Genomic DNA, 16,730 nt, shown 5'->3' on the forward strand with positions numbered 1-16,730 from the left:
CGGCCGACTCCGCCCGCCCCGGTCCGGTCCGGTCCAAAGTGTTGACGCACCCAGGAGCGAGGGTCACCCTGTGGAGCAATTGGTCTGGACCACCTTGCTTCTTCGTGGGAGGGCACGTGCCACTTCGTCACGTCAGAACGCTCGCCGCCGTCGTCTCCGCGGCCTGCCTCGCGCTCACCGCCACCGCCACGGCGCACGGTGCGGGCCGCGGCGCCGCCCCGGAGCCGAAGGCCCTGGGCAGCAACTGGTACGCGGCGGCGCCCTATCTCATGCCGCTCGACAACGACCCGCCGGACGCCGGAGCGGTAATGAACGCCACCGGCCTCAAAGCGTTCCAGCTCGCCTTCATCCTGGCCCCGAACAGCGGTGGCTGCACCGCGACATGGGACGGCACGAGCCCGGTGAGCTCGGACACCGCGGTGGCCGGCGTGATCTCCGCGATCCGCGCGAAGGGCGGCGACGTCTCGGCCTCCATCGGCGGATACGGCGGCACCAAGCTCGGGCAGAGTTGCGGCACCCCCGAGGCGACGGCCGCCGCATACCAGCAGGCCATCGACAAGTACGGCCTCAAGGCGCTCGACTTCGACCTGGAGGAGCCGGAGTACGAGAACACCGCCGCCATCCACAACGAGATCGGGGCCGCCAAGATCCTCCAGCAGAAGAACCCCGGGATCTACCTCTCCATCACCACCGCGGGGACCGCCGACGGCACCGGCTGGTTCGGCAAGCAGATGCTCAACGAAGCCAAGTCCCAGTCCTTCACGCCGGACAACTTCTCCATCATGCCCTTCGACGGCGGCTTCAACGGCGCCGCGTCGCAGACCGCGGCCCTCACGAACTTCAACGGGATCCTGCGGTCCACCTTCGGCTGGGACGAGGCCACCGCCTACGCCCACGAGGGCATTTCGCAGATGAACGGCCGCAGCGACACCGGCGAGTACTTCACCCAGGCGGACTTCCAGAAGGTGCTGGACTTCGCGACCGCCCACCACCTGGCACGCTTCACGAACTGGTCCGTCAACCGGGACCGGCAGTGCTCCCCGCCGGACAACAACGGCAAGACATCCGGCACATGCAGCAGCGTGCCACAAGGCGCGTACGACTTCACCGCGTACTCGGTGAAGTTCGCCGGCGCCGCTTCCACCACCGCACGGCCGTCCATCCCAGGAGGCACGTCAGGGGAGCTGCACGCCGCCCGGTAGCGCGTCGGCGGCGAGCGCGGTCAGTACGGAGAAGTCACTGCTGCGCGCCCGGATGCGGGGCACGAAACCGGCCGTCCCACAGGCGCGTTGGATCCTCTCGTAGCAGGACGCGACGGGGACGGGGGTGAGCCACGGGGCGTCGGCGAGGGCCGCCAGGTCGGCGGGTTCACCGACTGCCAGGCCGAGGCCGGACGCACGGTCGGGATGCAGGGCGAGCAGCACCGGGGCGTCCAGCAGCTTCGATTCCTCGCAGCCCCGGGGGGAGTCGCGGGGCAGCAGTGCAGCTGTGCGCTCTTCCAGGGCACGTACCACACGGCGGCCAAGCCCCTGCTGGACCGCTACAGCGGGCCGGCGGTCGCCACCTCGCATGGCCGCGGGGACGCTCATCGCGCTGCCCGTGCTCCCGGTCACCGTGGACGCCGTGGGGCACGCACCGGCGGGCGCCCTCGCCGTGGCGGCCTTCCTGGACCTGCTGCCCTCCGCGCTCGGCTTCGTCATCCGGGGCTACGCCGTGACGCGCCTGCCGATGTCGGTGTCCGCGGCCGCCCTGTACCTGGTGCCGCCCGCGCGCTCGTCATCTCTTTCGGGTGGCTTGCGGCGGTGCCCCACGTCGTCGAACTGACCGGCGGCCTGGTCACCGTCCTCGGCGTCATCCTCCTCAACCGCCCGCTCCGGCCGACGTAACGGAGGCGCGGCGCGGCCCGCATTGCCCGGAATGAGATGGCTATGCGCGGGCGGCACGGCTAGCGTCACTTCGGTGAATCCCGCCATCCGGAAGATCCCCGAAGCGCAGCTGGACCAGGCCCTCGACCTCACCGAGCTGGTGTTCCACGAGAAGGACTCGGAGGAGGAACGCGCCCGGTGCCGCGCGGCGCTGAGGCGCTGCGCACGCACCGGGGCCTACGACGGCGACACCCTCGTCGGCCTGGTCGCCGCACACCCGTTCCGCCTGTCCGTGCCCGGTGGTGACCTGGCCTGCGCGGGGCTCGATCACGTTGCCGTCGCCCCCACGCACCGCAGGCGCGGGCTGCTGTCCCGCATGCTCAACGAGCAGTGGCGGCACTGCGCCGAGGCCGGCCAGCCGCTGTCCTGCCTGTGGGCGTCGGAGGAAGCCATCTACGGCCGCTTCGGCTACGCCCACGCCACCGAGGCTTACACCATCGAGATCGACTCCACTCGGCCGCTCGCCCTGCGCATCACCCCCGATCCGCGTCCCCTGCGGCTGCTCGATCATGCGGAGGCGCCGGCCGTGCTCGGGCCCCGGTACGAGGCGGGGCGCTTCTTGCGGGCCGGCCGTCTCGCCCGGGACGACGACTGGTGGCGCACGCACGTGCTCTGCGACGAGGAGGACGAGGGGCCTGCCCGCGTCGTCGCGCTCGGCGAGCCGGGCGCCGTACCCGCCGGATACGCCGTCTACCGTACCGAGGCCGGGAACAGCGTGACGCGCGCGCCGGGTGTGATCGAGGTGTACGAACTGGAGGCGGACAGCGCCCCGGTGGCCGCCGCGCTGTGGGACTACCTCGCCGCCATCGACCTCACGGGCAAGGTGGTGGCCTGGGTACGGCCGACGGACGATCCGCTGCTGCACTTTGCTGCCGACCGGGATCAGGTACGCGTCACGAAGCAGTACCCGGCGCTGTGGCTCCGCCTGGTGGACGTGCACGCGGCCCTGACGGCCCGGTCCTGGGCGGCGCCCGTCGATCTCGTGCTCGACGTCGGCGACGCCACCCTGCCCGCCAACCACGGCCGCTTCCGCCTCACGGCCGGGCCCGGCGAGCCGACGTCCTACCGGCCGGCCGACGACCCGCCCGACCTCGTCCTGGACGTCCGCGAACTGGCGGCCTGCTACCTGGGCGGCACGCCCCTGCGCCGCCTCCTGACAGCGGGACTGGCCACCGAACGCACACCGGGTGCGGCGGACCGCCTGGACGCGGCGCTGCGGACGGATCTCCTGCCGTTCGCCCACGAGGACTACTGACGGCCGCCCGCCCCGCCGCCCCTGCGCCCATCCGTGTCCGGGCTGACCCAATGGGGTCGGGGCGGCACACGGCGGGTCCGGCGCCGGGTATAGACGGTCTGACGGATGCCGGACCAGCCGGACAGAACATGAACAGGAGCTCCTCAGATGTCGAAACCCCCGCTTCCCGACGCGGCCGTAGCGATGCTGGCACAGGCGAATCCGGCGGTCGTCACGACGCTGCGGTCGGACGGGCAGCCGGTGTCCACGGCCACCTGGTACCTCTGGGACGACGGCCGGGTGCTGGTCAACATGGACGAGGGGCGCAGGCGGCTGCAGCACGTCCGCCGCGATCCCCGGGTCACGCTCACCGCGCTCGACGAGGGCAACTGGTACACCCACATCAGCCTCATCGGCCGGGTCACCGACCTGTACGAGGACAGCGACCTGACCGACATCGACCGGCTGGCCCGCCACTACCTGGGCAAGCCGTATCCGCAGCGGGACCGCGGCCGGGTCAGCGCCTGGATCGAGATCGACCGCTGGCACGGGTGGGGCACGTTGAAGGACAACTACCAGGCCGGATGACGCGGTGCGGGACGGGAGGCGTCTTCGCTCAACTGCCGGGCCGCAGAAGGAAAGGGACCACGCGTATTGCCGGAGCGCGGGGCCACGCGCCGACCGCCGTGCACGCGTGCGAGAGTGGTGCGATGCAGACCATCGGGTTGATCGGCGGCATGAGCTGGGAGTCCACGGCGGAGTACTACCGGCTGCTGAACGAGCTGACGCGGGAGCGGCTGGGCGGGCTGCACTCCGCGCCGTGCGTGCTCTACTCCGTGGATTTCGCACGGATCGAACGGCTCCAGGCGGCCGGGCGCTGGGACGAGGCCGGGGAGCTGCTGGCCGATGCGGCGGTTGCGGTGCAGGCGGCCGGCGCGGACATGGTGCTGCTCTGCACGAACACCATGCACAAGGTCGCCGACCGAGTGGCGGCCGCCGTGCGGATCCCGCTCGTGCACCTCGCCGACACCACCGCCGACGCCGTAAGGGCGCGGGGCCTGCGGCGCGTGGGGCTGCTGGGCACCGCGTTCACCATGGAGCAGGACTTCTACCGCGACCGCCTCGCCTCCCACGGACTCCAGGTGCTCGTCCCCGGCGCCGAGGGGCGTCGGCGCGTGCACGAGGTGATCTACGACGAGCTGTGCCTCGGCGTCGTACGGGAGGAGTCCCGGCGCGACTACCAGGCCGTCATCGCGGACCTCGTGACGGCGGGGGCCGAGGCCGTCGTGCTCGGCTGCACGGAAATCGAGCTGCTGATCGGCGCCGACGACAGTCCGGTCCCGGTCTTCCCCACGACCTTCCTGCACGCCGAGGCGGCGGTGACGCGCGCCCTTGAGACCTCCGGGCATCGGAGCTGAGCGCGAACCCCCAACTGCCGTGCGCGACACGACCGGTGGGGAATATCGCGGTTGGTCTTCACCGGTCGGAGCGGAGGGATCAGCCGTGCGCACTGTGCGTGAGGTCGTGTACGAGGTCGTGGCCGCGGTGGCGCCGCACGAGGTGCCGCTGCTCGACCGGACACCCCCGTAGCCGCAACGCCGTTGGCAGGAGAGAGGCGGCCGGTGCGCCGGCAGGTCACGGCGGCCGTGCTGTGCGCTACCGCCGTAAGGCTCGCGGTCGTGTCGGGGAGTGCGACGGGGAGCACGGCGGGGAACGCGCTGTGGGCGGGGCTGTTGCGGGGGCCGGGCGCGACACGGGTGGTCAGGCCGCCACTGCAGAGCATCCCGGTGATGGTGTTCAGGCTCTGGGACGGGCGGCCGGTCCTTTCCCGGACCGCCGGGCACACGGCGGCGTACCGGAACGCTTCGAGCAGGGCGGTCGCGCGGCGTGGCAGCCGCGGGCCGGCGGCGGGCGGCATGGACCTCCGGCGGGACAGGGCGGTCGAAGCCGCCTGCCACGACCTGGCCAAGGACGCCGAGGCGGGCGCCGGAGCCCGTCCCTACCCGTTCGCCGACGGGCGGCGGTGGTGGTCGCTGGTGCTCGACGGGACACGGCGGGGCAGTGCGGTCTGCCTTGCCCCTGCCACGAACGGTGCCGGAGGCGGCCTCCTGGAGGTGAACCGGCACCTCGCGTCGGCGCAGTCGGCCGTGCAGCAGCGGAACAAGGTGATGAAGACCTTCGAGGCGGAGCACGCCCCGATGAAGCAGCCGCGCCCCGGCGGCCACGATCGCCCCGGCATCGCCCCCATGAAGCCGTGAGCCACGGCGGGCGGCCGCGCGAGGGGCCGCCCGCTTCGGCCCTCGCCCCCTGTTCCCGGTGAACAGCATCAACTGCCCTTTCCTGCCGCATCGATGAGAACCTGTGCCAGCTCGCGGGGGCGGGAAAACATGGGCCAGTGGCCGGTTGCCAGCGTGGTCAGCCGCCAGTGCTCGCCGGTCAGCATCGCAGTCACCTCGTCGCTCGGTCCGGCACTGTCGGGCAGGCAGGCGAGGTAGGTCACCGGGAGGCCGTCGAGCGCGCCGGACAGCACGGCCGGTTCGGTCAGGGTCGCTCCCGGATGGGGCGTGGAGGCCGCCGCGATCCGTGCGATCTGTGCGTCGCCGAGGTTGTGGCCTGTGTAGTCGGCCGCGGGCAACGGTGGCCAGAATCCCGCGTGCGCGGCGAGCGACGCCTCCACTCTCGCCCGGCCTTCCGGCCAGGCGGACACGAAGGACTCGCCATCGGCCGGAACGTTGGAGTCGACGAAGACCAGGCGGGTCAGCCGGTCGCCGATGCGCTCGGCGGCCTGACCTGCCGGTATGCCCGCGTAGCTGTGCCCGGCGAGGACGACGTCGCGCAGATCGCGGCGTTCGATCTCGTCGACGATGTCCTGGACGTGGGTCTGCTGCCCGGCCGGTACGCCCCGCTTGTCGGCAAGGCCGGACAGCGTCAGGGGGTAGGCGTCATGGCCGGCCGCACGCAGCTCGGGCACCACCTCGTCCCATGCCCACGAGCCGAGCCACGCCCCTGCAACCAGCACGAAATTCGTCATGCCGGCAACGTATCGGAGGGGTCTGACAATCCGGCCCCGTCCATCCGCGACGGCCGGTGCCCGGCTTCGGGCATCGGCCATGCGCCGGGGCGGGCTCCCGGACCGGCTCCGCGGCCTCGCTCCGGTACCGCGGGACTCCGGTGCCACGGAGGATCGCGCATCGGACCACACGGTCGGCGTGCGGCGTATGTGCGGCACCGGCAGGGTGAGAAGGGTGATTGGGGAAACGGTCAGGCGGTGGGCGGTCTGGGCGCCGGCAACTGTGATCCTGCTGGCGGTGCTGGTGGACCTCGTGACGCCCACGCAGGTGACGACCGCGCCGCTGCTGTCCGTCGCACCGGTGCTGGCGGCCCCGGTGCTGCGCCGAACCATGATCGTCGTCGTCGGCCTGGTCGCCATGGGGGTGCATGCGCTCCTCGCCTACCTCGACGGCACGTTCGGCTGGCAGCGCGGCATCTCCAACCAGCTCACCCTCGTGGCGGTGACACTGCTGGCAATCGCGCTCAACCGCTCGCTCCGCTACGAGCACACCACCGCCCAGCACGCCAGGCGCGCCGCCGCGACCGCCGTGCAGGCCGTGCTGCCGACTCCCCCGAGCCGGCTCGGCGCGCTGCACATCGCCGCCCGTTATGTGCCTGCCGAGAGCGGGGCCCTGATCGGCGGCGACCTGTATGCGGTGCAGGACACGCCGTACGGGGTGCGGGCCATGGTCGGCGACGTGCGGGGCAAGGGGCTCAGCGCCATCGGCGCGGTCAGCGTCGACGTGGGCGCGTTCCGCTTCGCCGCAGATCAGGCGCCCGATCTGGTCCGGCTGGTCGACATGCTGGAGGAGGCCCTGCTGCGTGAGGGGCAGCGTCGGGAGGGGCTGGAGCAGTCCGAGGGGTTCACGACCGCACTCCTCGCGGAATTCGCGGCCGATCTCAGCCGCGTCCACCTGGTCAACCGGGGCCACCCGCCTCCGCTGCTCCTCACCTCCTGCGGCGACGTGACCGTCCTGGAGCCGTCGGACGAGGCGCCCCCTCTGGGCATCACCTCGCTGGGCGCATGGGCCACGACGGTGGACACCTTCGTCTTCCCTCCTGGTGCGACGCTGCTGTGCCACACCGACGGCATCACCGAGGCCCGCAATCCGGCCGGAGTCTTCTACCGGCCCGAGTCGCGCATTCCCTACCTGCTGGAACGGCGGCTGAAGTCCGCGCGCGGTGCGCAGCCCGTCGATCCCGGGACCGTCCTCGATCTGCTGATCCACGACGTCAGCCGGCACAGCGGTGGCCGCGCCCAGGACGACCAGGCCCTCCTCACCCTGCACCGCCCGCCCACCGCGTGACCGCGCCGCCCGGCCTGCCGTCGACGGTGCACGTGGGATTCCCCCGAAGGCCGCAAGGGCGGCGTCACTGTCTCCGGCTCGCAGCGGGGCGCCAGGAGGTCAGTCCGCCCGTGGGGGTGCGGGCACGCCAGGCGAGGTACTCGGGGTAGCTGCGTACCGCGTGCTCCAGGACGGCTTGGTAGACCCACACTCCCGGCAGCGGATCGCCCTGCTCGGCGGCGCCCTCCTTGACGGCGAGGATCGCGTCGCGGGTCTCGTCGGTCAGGGCGTCCCGCAGCGGTCCGACGAGGTCGGCGGCGCGGGGTCCGGGGTGGTCGTGGGGGAGCCACCACATGTCGATCTGCCAGGTCCGGTCGGTGTGGTCCTCGTAATCGAGGCGCCAGTAGAGCCCCTTGTCGTCCAGGTCAAGGGCGTTGGTGAACCGGAGTCTTCGCACGCCGGGAAGCCCGGCGCACGGGGTGAGCGCCGCGAATCCCTGGGCCGCGGAGGGGGTTTCGGAGGAGATCTCCAGGTCGATGTCCGGCTCGACGACCAGGTCGAGCGCCACGGATCCGACGAGTACGGGGGTACCGAGTGGGCGCCACCGTTCGGTCAGTCCCAGCGTTGTGAGGATGCCGAGGGCATCCGTGCGGCGGTGCCGGGCGCGCTCCCGGCGCGCGGTTGAACTGTCCATCCGTAGAGGGTAGATGGGGCCGGGCAGGGCCGTCCCGAGCCCGTGATCCGACGCCGGGATGCGTCGTGCCCGTCCGGGCCGGCACCGGTCAGTCCGTTCCGGTGGGTCGGGTTCCGGCGGTGGGTGCGGTCCGGCACATCGGGCAGCGGTCCGTGCCGTCCCAGCCTTCCCAGCCGAACACCGCGGGTGACAGGGGCCGGTTCTCCAGTTCGTTGCGGACCGCAACGCGGTAGTGCCAGACGGCGCCGATGTAGTGGTGGTAGACGTCGTGGAACGCGGGTGAGGAGGGTGCGGCGCCGGTGGCGACGGTGCGTTGGAGGGCACGGAGCCGCTCGAACATGGCCTGCCCGGCGCCGGCGACTGCCGTGGAGGCGTCGATGAACAGCCGCTCGCGCACGTCGTAGAGCGCGGCGTCGGTCAGCGCGGCGCGGGTGGCGGCCTCCAGGTCGGCCTCGGCGCCGGGGGCCTGGGCGATCTGGCGCAGGCGCGCGTGGCAGGCCCCGGCGGCCGAGATGAACTCGGTGTAGACGGCACGCCGCCGGGCCTCCGCGCCCTGGTCGTCCTCGCGCCGGTGGCGCAGGTAGTCGGCCAGAACGGTGCCGGTGATGGCTATGGAGCCGCCGCTGACCGTCGCGACGAGTGTCCCCCAGTCCACGCTTCTTCTCCCCCTGTGCCGGTGGTGATCCCGAGGGTGAATCTACGGAATCCGCGGGCCCGTTGGAAGGCGGGACGTCCGGGGGTGCTCAGGGATGTTCAGTGGTCCATGTGGGCGGCGATCTCCTCCGCGCAGGCGTGCAGGGCCGGTACGTGCGAGCGCAGTGCGTCGGGTTCGGTGAGGGCGACGGCGGCGCTCAGGGAGACGGCCAGGCGCGGTGCGTCGCCGGTGGGGGCGGGCACGGGTACGGCGATGGAGCGGACGCCGACCTCGCTCTCCTCGTCGGCTTCGGCCCAGCCCTGGGCCCGTACCCGGTCGAGTTCTGCGCGCAGCGCGTCCGGGTCGGTCGGGGTGCGGTCGGTGGCCTGCCGCAGCCCGGCGGTGAGGAGTTCCTCGCGCTCGTTCGGCGGCAGCGCGGCGACCAGCGCCTTGCCGAGCGAGGTGGCGTGCCAGGCGTTGCGGGTGCCCTCGGCGCTGTGGAGCTGGAGGTGCTGGGTGCCCTGTGCGGTCAGGACGAGCAGGACGTCACGGTCGGAGAGGATGCCGGCGATGGCGGGCAGGCCGGTGTGCGGCTCGCGAGGTGGCCGGCTGCCCGGTCGCGGCACCCGGGCGGGCGGGGTGCGGGGTTCGCGGACGGCGAGCACGAGGGCGGCGGAGAGCAGGGTACCGGCCGCCATGAGGGCGAAGGCGCCGCCGTCCCCCAGGGACGTGCCGCGTATCCAGCCCACCAGGTAGGTGCCGGCGAAGGAGCCGAGTGCACCGAGGGAGTTGACCAGTGCGACGGCCGCGCCGGAGACTCCGGCCGGGGCGAGCGCGGTGACCAGGGCGAAGCAGGGGCCGTAGGGCGCGTAGAGGCACAGTCCGGCCACGACGAGCAGGGCGAGTGCCGCGGGGAAGTGCGGTCCGGCGGCGTAGGAGCCGAACAGGGCCAGTCCGCCCGCGGCCAGCCACGGCCGGACGGCGATCCGGCAGCGTCCGCTGCACCCTCCGCACCGAGGCCCTGCTCGCCGAGACCGCCACGGGCCGCCTCCGCGCCGCCCTCGACGTCACCGACCCCGAGCCGCTTCCCGGCGACCACCCCTTGCGGCACGCGCCCGGCGTCCTCATCACGCCCCATGTCGCAGGCGGCTCGGCCGCGTTCCGCCCGCGCGCCGGACGGCGGATCGTGGAGCAGGTACGCCGGTGGGCCACCGGGGAGCCGCTGCTGCACCCGTCCCCTGCCGTCGCGACGCCCCTGACCTCGGCTCTTGCGGACCGACGCGAGATACCCGCCGCCGCGTTCATCTGACAAGATCGGCACCGAGGCCCTGTCCCCGCCCGGCCCGCAGCGATCACGGGCCGCACAGTGGCGCGCCGGGCCCGTGACACGCGGCCCGGCGGCGGCCGGCACGAGGCGGACGGACCACTGCCCTGGGGCAGGGCCGTCCTGCGCGTCGGCCCGGGGCAGGCACTCAACCATCCTTGCCGAGCAAGACGACAGGACACAGATGCACTTCGGGACACTCCCTTCGACAAGGGGCGCCCGGCCGATGGGGCACCGCACACCGGAGAGCCGGAACGCCGGGGGACGGATATCAGCGACAGGCCGCCGGGCGACATCACTCCCGTGGGAGACAAGAGGGGCACGAGCGGCGCTGCGGGAGGGCGCGCGATGACCGGCGCATACATCCTGCCGCTCAGCACGGCGGCACTGCTCTTCCCCGTCCTCGCGGTGCTGATGTCGGTGCCCATGGCGATCGTGCTCTACCGGCGGCACGGCATCATGACCCGCTGGCGGACTCTGTCCCTCTACGGCTGTGTCTATTACGGCATTTCGGCCCTCTGCCTGGTCGTGGTGCCGCTTCCGGGGCCGACGGTGGACGTCTGCAAGGCGTTCCCGTCCTTCGGCAAGCCGCAGTTCATGCCGGGGAGTTTCATCGAGGACATGTGGAAGGAGGCGCACCACCACGTCTCCTTCGGCGCGCTCATCCTGCACAACCCCGCCTTCTGGCAGACGGTCTTCAACCTGCTCCTGCTGCTGCCCCTCGGAGTCTTCATCCGGCTGCACGTCCGCCGCGGCCTCCTTGCCGCCACGGCCGCGGGCCTGCTCGTCTCGCTGTTCTTCGAACTGACCCAGTTCACCGGGCTGTGGGGGATCTACCCGTGCCCGTACCGGCTCTTCGCGGTGGACGACCTGCTGGCCAACGCGGCGGGTGCGTCGATCGGCTGGGCGCTCGCCGGGCCCCTGGCACGTCTCCTGCCGGATCTTGACTCGCTGGACGACCGGGCCATGGCCGCCTACGACATGGTCCCGTTCGGGCGTCGGCTGGTGGCGCTGGTGGTGGACATGACGGGCCTGGTGGTACTGGCCGTGCCCGCCACCTTCGCCGTCCACGTCGTCTCCGATGCCCGCCAGGCTCTGCTGACACCGGTCTTCGTCCTGGCACTCTGGTTCGTGCTGCTGCCGTGGCTGACCGGCGCGACGCCGGGCAAACACGCGCTGCTGCTCCGCCTCACCGGCCCCGACGGAGCCCGGCCCGGCCTCGGTTCCCTGGCCCTGCGGGCGGCCGTCCTGGCCGCTCCCCTGGGCGTCACCGCCCTGTTCCTGGCCGCGGTCGCCGCCCGCACCGGCAACCCCATGTCCCGGGGCCTCGCCGGACTGCTGGCCGTTGCCGTGCTCGGGTGCGGGGCCGCCGTGGTCTGTCTGGCGCTGTACGCCTGGGGTGTCCGGGACGCCCGCCGGCATCCCGAGCGGCTGGGTCGGCACGAGGTCTGGTCCGGCGTGACGAACGAGGCGCTGCCGCACCTGCGGGCGCGCAAGCGGAACGCCCCCGGCGCGGACGATACGCAGCCGCAGACGGAGCGGGCGCGCTCCGCGCCGTGAGGCGGCCCTGCCCCGTGACCGGACGCCGCGCGTACCTGCCCACCGGTCACGGGGCAGCGCAGCCCGTCGGACCGATTGGCCCGGTCCTTCGCTCAACTCCGGGGCCCAGCACCGCGTCACTCCCCCCACAGGGGCGCAACCGGCCCCATGAGTGACCGGAGGTTCGACGGATGAGACATCGGACGACACACAAGGCGTTACTCGCTCTTGCGGTGACCGCCTCGGTAGGGGCCATGTCCCTCGCCCCCGCCCACGCGATGGGCGCAGCCCCCGGGGGCCACCCCCTGGACCCGGCCGCGGCCGCCGCGCCGGCCCGCTCGCACGACGCCACGCAGGCCGCGCTGGAGAAGGCGGTGAAGGCGGGCGGGCTGCCCGGCATCGAGGCCGAGGTCCGCGACCGTGCCGGCACCTGGAACGGATCGGCAGGTGTCGCGGACACCGCGACCGGTCGGAAGCGTTCGGCGGCGGAGCATTTCCGGGCGGGCAGCATCACCAAGATGTTCGTCGCGACCGTCATCCTTCAGCTGGCGGACGAGAGCCGGCTGAGCCTGGACGACACCGTCGAGAAGTGGCTGCCCGGCCTGGTGCGGGGCAACAAGAACGACGGCCGCACCATCACCCTGCGGGAACTGCTCAACCACACCAGTGGCCTGTACAGCCACACCGATGACGAAGAGTTCAAGGCCAACGCCTCCGGCAAGAACTTCCCCCGGCACCGCTACGACACGTACACGCCCGAGCAGCTCGTGGCGGTCGCGATGCGGCATACGCCGAAGCCCCGTGCCGAAAAGAAGCCGTGGTACTCGAACACCAATTACGTACTCGCCGGGATGATCATCGAGAAGGCGACCGGACATTCCTACGCGTACGAGGCGACCCGGCGCATCATCAAGCCGCTGAAGCTGCACGGCACGTCATTTCCCGGCACCGCGGCGCAGCTGCCGTCGCCGCACCCCGTCGCCTACTCACGGCTCCACGACGAGAACCCCGACGCCCCGATCCACGACGCAACCGAGCAGAACATGTCCTGGCTGGGCGCATCGGGCGAGCTGATCTCCACGACCGGCGACCTCAACCGCTTCGAACGCGCCCTGATACGCGGGGAGTTGCTGCCTCCGGCGCGGATGAAGGACATGCTCGAAGAGGTACCGGCGGACAACCTCACAGGCTTCGGGCTCGGCGTCGAATTCGCCACCCTGACCTGCGGCGTGAAGGTGGTGGGCAAGACCGGAAGGACCAACGGCTCGCTCTCCGGCGTGGTCGGCACCGCCGACGGCGAGCACCAGCTGACCTTCAACATCAACGGCGACTGGCTGACGGACTCCTCGGTCTACGTCAACGTCATCGAGGCGGAGTTCTGCGGAAAGGCCCCGGCGGGCACGAGCCGCTGAACACCGGCCCCCGATGACACCGACGCCTCCTCCGGTTCCCCGGCTCAGCGCCACGGCCTTCGGCCCCGCAGCTCCACCGGAGGCCGTGGCGGCCAGAGCCGCCGCGTCTGAACAGAAAACCCTCGCCGGCGCCCCGCGAAATACCACCGTACGGCCCTTCGGGGCACGCTTCCCCGCCCGTTGCCGCACGCCCGGCGACCGGTTCCCGCTCCCACTCCCCCAGCCCCTGCCACCCCCCTCCCACGCCCTTCCCCCACACAGCCCGGTCTGGGCTTTCGCACGTCCAGGGCCTACCGTCCCCGCTACGTGAAAGGGGGTCCGATGGACCGGAACATCCGCACCGTCGACGACGTACTGCGGCTCCTGGACGGCCTGTTCGCGCCGGAGGCCGACCGCTGGACGGCAGGCGCGGCCACCTGGTGGGACGGCTTCTACGGCGACCGTGCCAAGCCCGTGCCGTTCTTCGTCGCGAAACCGGACGAAAACCTGGTCTCCTATCTCGACCGGGGCCTGATCGCACCGGGCCGCGCCCTGGATCTCGGCTGCGGCCCCGGCCGCAACAGCCTCCACCTCGCCTCCCTGGGCTTCGACGTGGACGCGGTCGACCTCTCACCGGCCGCCATCGCCTGGGCCGAGGAGCGGGCCCGCGAAGCCCGGACCGGCATCCGGTTCCACTGCGGCGACGCCTTCACCCTCACCACCACCGAGCTGAGCGGCCCGTACGACGTCATCCACGATTCCGGCTGCTTCCACCACCTGCCGCCGCATCGCCGCATCAGCTACCTCGCCCTGCTCGACCGCGTCCTCGCCCCCGGCGGCCATCTCGCCCTCACCTGCTTCGCGGCCGGAGCAATGGGCTGCGAACTCCCCGACGCGGACTGCTACCGCGAACGCCGGCTCCACGGCGGGCTCGCCTACACCCCGGAGGCGTTGCGCGCGATCTTCGCCGATCTGACGGAGATCGAGCTGCGCCGCATGCACGACGAGCCGGACGACTCCCCGCTCTTCGGCGAGCCCTTCCTGTGGACGGCCCTCTTCCGCAAGTCCCGCCCGGACCCGGCCGGTTCCGGCACCCAGCCGCCCCCGGAACGGCGGCAGGAGTGACGCGCATACGCCCGCCGGACGCGCCCCGGCACCGGCTCAGCCGCCGGGCTTCTCCCAGACCGATACGTGCTGCCGGCTCTCGCTCGTGAACGGCTCCCCCGACCACCCCTCCCACCGCTCGCGCAACCGCAGTCCGGCCAGCTGGGCCATCAGGTCGAGCTCCGCCGGCCATACGTACCGGAAGGGGATGGCACGGTACTCGGCACGCCCGTCGACGATGTCGAGGTAATGCGAACTCGTCGCCTGGGTGGCCACGTCGTAGGTGTCGAACGCCCAGCGCGTCGGGCCGACATGGAACGGCACGGCGTCCTGCCCCGGCGGAAGCCGCCGCAGATCGGGCACCACCACCTCGATGACGAAGCAGCCGCCCGGTTCCAGGTGCGCGGCGGCATTGCGGAAGCAGGCCACCTGCGCCGCCTGCGTCGTCAGATTCATGATCGTGTTGAAGACCAGATACGCGACGGAGAACGTCCCGTCCACCCGCGTCGTCGCGAAGTCGCCGGTGGTCACGCCGATCGCGTCGCCGCCCGGCTTGGCGCGCAGCCGGGCGACCATGGCCCGTGACAGATCGATGCCGTGGACCGGGACGCCGCGGCGGGCCAGTGGCAGCGCGATGCGCCCCGTCCCGATGCCCAGTTCCAGGGCCCGGCCACCCGCCGCAAGCCCCGCCAGGACCCCGGCCGTCTCCTCGACGACAGCAGGATCGAACCTCTCCCCCGACGACTCGTCGTACGCCGCCGCAACAGACTCTCCGAAGTAGCCGTCCTCATTGCCCATCGCCAGACCGTACTGCGACGGACCCCGGCCACGCGCACCATTTTCCGGGCCCGTGCGACGGCGCTGCGATGGCTGCCCGTACTGCCGGAAGCACGCCTTCCGGACGGACCCGCGTCCCGCTACGCCTCGCCGCCACTCCCCGTGCGGCATTCCGGATGGCCCCAGCCGTCCGGGTTCTTGGCGATGGACTCGCCCGCCACGTACGCGCGCCCGCAGCGGCAGCGCCCGGGGAACTTGGCCTTCAGCGTCCGCGCCGGGCCCCCGGCGCTGCGCTTCCGGGGCGCCGACGACTCCTTCGCCGCCGAGCCCTGGGCGCCGCGCCGGCCGCCGCCGGACCGCACGGCGTCCGGCGCGGCCGGCGGCTGCGCCGAGCCCAGCGCGCTACCGGCGGCCTCCTGGGTGATCGCGGCCTGGCTCGCCGCGCGGTCGGCGAAATCGTTGAGCCGGTCCCCGTCCACCTGGTGCGCCGGCACGTACCGGAACTCGACGGAGCGGCCCGCGAGCAGCGCGTCGATACGGACGACCAGTTCCTGGTTGGCGACCGGCTTGCCCGCGGCCGTCTTCCAGCCCTTGCGCTTCCAGCCGGGCAGCCAGGTCGTGACCGCCTTCATCGCGTACTGCGAGTCCATCCGGATCTCCATCGGCACACCCGGGTCGACCGCTGTCAACAACTGCTCCAGAGCAGTGAGTTCCGCGACGTTGTTCGTCGCCGTCCCCAGCGGCCCGGCCTCCCAGCGACCGGGATTCCCCTCTTCATCAGCGACTACCCAGCCCCAGCCCGCCGGCCCAGGATTTCCCTTCGACGCCCCGTCACACGCGGCGCTCACACGTTCAGCCATACCGCCGATCATCCCAGGCGGGGGCGGGGGCGAGTGCCGTGGGGGCGACGAGGGCGGCGCGGGGCTGTGGGCCGGGCAGCCCGCCGCCCCCGCCCCCGGCGACTCCGCAGGTGAGAGCGCCGTCGGCGAGCACAGGATCTCGTCTTGACGAACTGGCCATGGCCGATCTTCACTGCCAGGGTCCTCCCTACGACGGGTGCCCTCTTCACCGAAGGTCGCGAACATGCCGGTTGAGACCACCGACGCCACTGAAGTAGTCGAGCAGTTCCTGCTCGGCGACTCCTTTCCCTGCCTTGCCGGGCGTTCGGCCTGGCGGCAGGGCGGCATCATCCATCGCCATTACACGTGGTTCGGGGATGGCGAGGCGGCCCGGCAGATGGCGGCTGATCTACAGGCTTATGTGGCGTCGGTGGACTGGAGCGCCAAGCCCTTCACCAGCTTCGTGGCGACCTTCTCTGGGCCTCTTGAGGTGACGGAGATCGAATTCGAGCGGCTGCTGTGGCAGCAGTTGCAGGCCCTGCACGATCACGACAGCCGTACGCATGCCTGGGCCGACGGATACGACGCCGATCCGTCGTCGGGGGCGTTCGCGTACAGCGTCGCCGGGCATCCGTTCTTCGTGATCGGTCTGCACGAGACGCACCGCCGCATCGGCCGCCGCCCGCCCTTCCCGATGCTCGCGTTCAATTCCCACGCCCAGTTCGACCGGATCAAGGCCGCCGGGCTGTGGGAGCGGCTGCAGGAGAAGATACGCAAGCAGGACATCGAGCTGCAGGGCGACATCAACCCCAACCTCCTGGAGTACGAGCAGTTCTCCGAGGCCCGGCGCTACTCGGGCCGCCCCAAGCCGGCCGACTGGGCGTGCCCGTTCTCCGCACGTGTCTGAGGAGGCCGCGCGGTGAACGTGGCGG

General features: G+C 72.1%; 18 protein-coding genes and 1 pseudogene. 12 read left to right on the plus strand and 7 right to left on the minus strand.

The window, feature by feature from the left end; all coding sequences use genetic code 11:
* Positions 1-116 precede the first annotated feature (116 nt).
* Positions 117-1,202 carry a chitinase gene (locus tag LIU39_RS08275; RefSeq protein WP_227045926.1) on the plus strand — a complete coding sequence of 362 codons (1,086 nt, stop codon included), beginning with the start codon at positions 117-119 and terminating at the stop codon, positions 1,200-1,202.
* Here LIU39_RS08275 and LIU39_RS08280 read toward each other — a convergent pair.
* Positions 1,176-1,613, minus strand: a complete 438-nt coding sequence (locus tag LIU39_RS08280) for a LysR substrate-binding domain-containing protein (RefSeq protein ID WP_227045927.1) — start codon at positions 1,611-1,613, stop codon at positions 1,176-1,178. The two genes, LIU39_RS08275 and LIU39_RS08280, sit on opposite strands and share 27 nt — an antisense overlap.
* 10 nt (positions 1,614-1,623) lie before the next feature.
* Between LIU39_RS08280 and LIU39_RS08285 the strand changes: the two genes are divergently transcribed.
* The 5 genes from LIU39_RS08285 to LIU39_RS08305 all read left to right on the plus strand — a co-directional run bounded on the left by LIU39_RS08285 (position 1,624) and on the right by LIU39_RS08305 (position 5,417).
* Entirely contained in the window at positions 1,624-1,824 is a 201-nt protein-coding gene (locus tag LIU39_RS08285; protein ID WP_227045928.1) for a hypothetical protein, read from the plus strand.
* 93 nt (positions 1,825-1,917) lie between these two features.
* On the plus strand, positions 1,918-3,180 hold the full coding sequence (locus tag LIU39_RS08290; RefSeq protein WP_227045929.1) for a GNAT family N-acetyltransferase: 1,263 nt from the start codon (positions 1,918-1,920) through the stop codon (positions 3,178-3,180).
* A gap of 147 nt (positions 3,181-3,327) precedes the next feature.
* The gene (locus tag LIU39_RS08295) at positions 3,328-3,747 is read left to right on the plus strand and encodes a PPOX class F420-dependent oxidoreductase (RefSeq protein ID WP_227045930.1); all 420 of its coding nucleotides are present in this window, start codon (positions 3,328-3,330) and stop codon (positions 3,745-3,747) included.
* A 122-nt stretch (positions 3,748-3,869) separates the two neighbouring features.
* Positions 3,870-4,577: an aspartate/glutamate racemase family protein gene (locus LIU39_RS08300; RefSeq protein ID WP_227045931.1), complete on the plus strand. Its 708-nt coding sequence runs from the start codon at positions 3,870-3,872 to the stop codon at positions 4,575-4,577.
* 498 nt (positions 4,578-5,075) lie between these two features.
* Complete coding sequence (locus LIU39_RS08305) at positions 5,076-5,417, plus strand: hypothetical protein (RefSeq protein WP_227045932.1); 342 nt, start codon at positions 5,076-5,078, stop codon at positions 5,415-5,417.
* Between the two features lie 68 nt (positions 5,418-5,485).
* On the opposite strand, the gene LIU39_RS08310 is transcribed toward LIU39_RS08305, so the two are convergent.
* Entirely contained in the window at positions 5,486-6,190 is a 705-nt protein-coding gene (locus tag LIU39_RS08310) for an alpha/beta fold hydrolase (RefSeq protein WP_227045933.1), read from the minus strand.
* Between the two features lie 187 nt (positions 6,191-6,377).
* On the opposite strand from LIU39_RS08310, the gene LIU39_RS08315 reads away from it, so the two are divergent.
* Positions 6,378-7,517, plus strand: a complete 1,140-nt coding sequence (locus tag LIU39_RS08315) for a PP2C family protein-serine/threonine phosphatase (protein WP_227046043.1) — start codon at positions 6,378-6,380, stop codon at positions 7,515-7,517.
* Positions 7,518-7,581: 64 nt separating this feature from the next.
* On the opposite strand, the gene LIU39_RS08320 is transcribed toward LIU39_RS08315, so the two are convergent.
* The 3 genes from LIU39_RS08320 to LIU39_RS08330 form a co-directional block, all read right to left on the minus strand.
* Positions 7,582-8,190: a hypothetical protein gene (locus tag LIU39_RS08320; protein ID WP_227045934.1), complete on the minus strand. Its 609-nt coding sequence runs from the start codon at positions 8,188-8,190 to the stop codon at positions 7,582-7,584.
* An 88-nt stretch (positions 8,191-8,278) separates the two neighbouring features.
* Positions 8,279-8,845, minus strand: coding sequence for a CchlQ (locus LIU39_RS08325; RefSeq protein ID WP_227045935.1), 567 nt, complete (start codon positions 8,843-8,845; stop codon positions 8,279-8,281).
* 98 nt (positions 8,846-8,943) lie between these two features.
* Complete coding sequence (locus LIU39_RS08330) at positions 8,944-9,810, minus strand: IclR family transcriptional regulator domain-containing protein (RefSeq protein ID WP_372463828.1); 867 nt, start codon at positions 9,808-9,810, stop codon at positions 8,944-8,946.
* A 26-nt stretch (positions 9,811-9,836) separates the two neighbouring features.
* Between LIU39_RS08330 and LIU39_RS08335 the strand changes: the two are divergent.
* The 4 genes and pseudogenes from LIU39_RS08335 to LIU39_RS08350 form a co-directional block, all read left to right on the plus strand.
* Positions 9,837-10,133: pseudogene (locus tag LIU39_RS08335) on the plus strand (NAD(P)-dependent oxidoreductase); the annotation flags it as partial.
* A gap of 363 nt (positions 10,134-10,496) precedes the next feature.
* On the plus strand, positions 10,497-11,708 hold the full coding sequence (locus LIU39_RS08340) for a VanZ family protein (protein WP_227045937.1): 1,212 nt from the start codon (positions 10,497-10,499) through the stop codon (positions 11,706-11,708).
* Between the two features lie 170 nt (positions 11,709-11,878).
* Positions 11,879-13,099, plus strand: a complete 1,221-nt coding sequence (locus LIU39_RS08345; protein WP_227045938.1) for a serine hydrolase domain-containing protein — start codon at positions 11,879-11,881, stop codon at positions 13,097-13,099.
* 321 nt (positions 13,100-13,420) lie between these two features.
* Positions 13,421-14,203 carry a class I SAM-dependent methyltransferase gene (locus LIU39_RS08350; protein ID WP_227045939.1) on the plus strand — a complete coding sequence of 261 codons (783 nt, stop codon included), beginning with the start codon at positions 13,421-13,423 and terminating at the stop codon, positions 14,201-14,203.
* 36 nt (positions 14,204-14,239) lie between these two features.
* On the opposite strand, the gene LIU39_RS08355 is transcribed toward LIU39_RS08350, so the two are convergent.
* Positions 14,240-14,980, minus strand: coding sequence for a class I SAM-dependent DNA methyltransferase (locus tag LIU39_RS08355; RefSeq protein WP_227045940.1), 741 nt, complete (start codon positions 14,978-14,980; stop codon positions 14,240-14,242).
* Positions 14,981-15,099: 119 nt separating this feature from the next.
* Complete coding sequence (locus tag LIU39_RS08360) at positions 15,100-15,831, minus strand: ribonuclease H family protein (RefSeq protein ID WP_227045941.1); 732 nt, start codon at positions 15,829-15,831, stop codon at positions 15,100-15,102.
* A 184-nt stretch (positions 15,832-16,015) separates the two neighbouring features.
* Here LIU39_RS08360 and gntA point away from each other — a divergent pair, with 184 nt between their 5' ends.
* The gene (gntA, locus tag LIU39_RS08365; protein WP_308409355.1) at positions 16,016-16,705 is read left to right on the plus strand and encodes a guanitoxin biosynthesis heme-dependent pre-guanitoxin N-hydroxylase GntA; all 690 of its coding nucleotides are present in this window, start codon (positions 16,016-16,018) and stop codon (positions 16,703-16,705) included.
* Positions 16,706-16,730: the final 25 nt, after the last annotated feature.

This window comes from Streptomyces pinistramenti (genome assembly GCF_020564935.1).
Classification (GTDB): Bacteria; Actinomycetota; Actinomycetes; order Streptomycetales; family Streptomycetaceae; genus Streptomyces; species Streptomyces pinistramenti.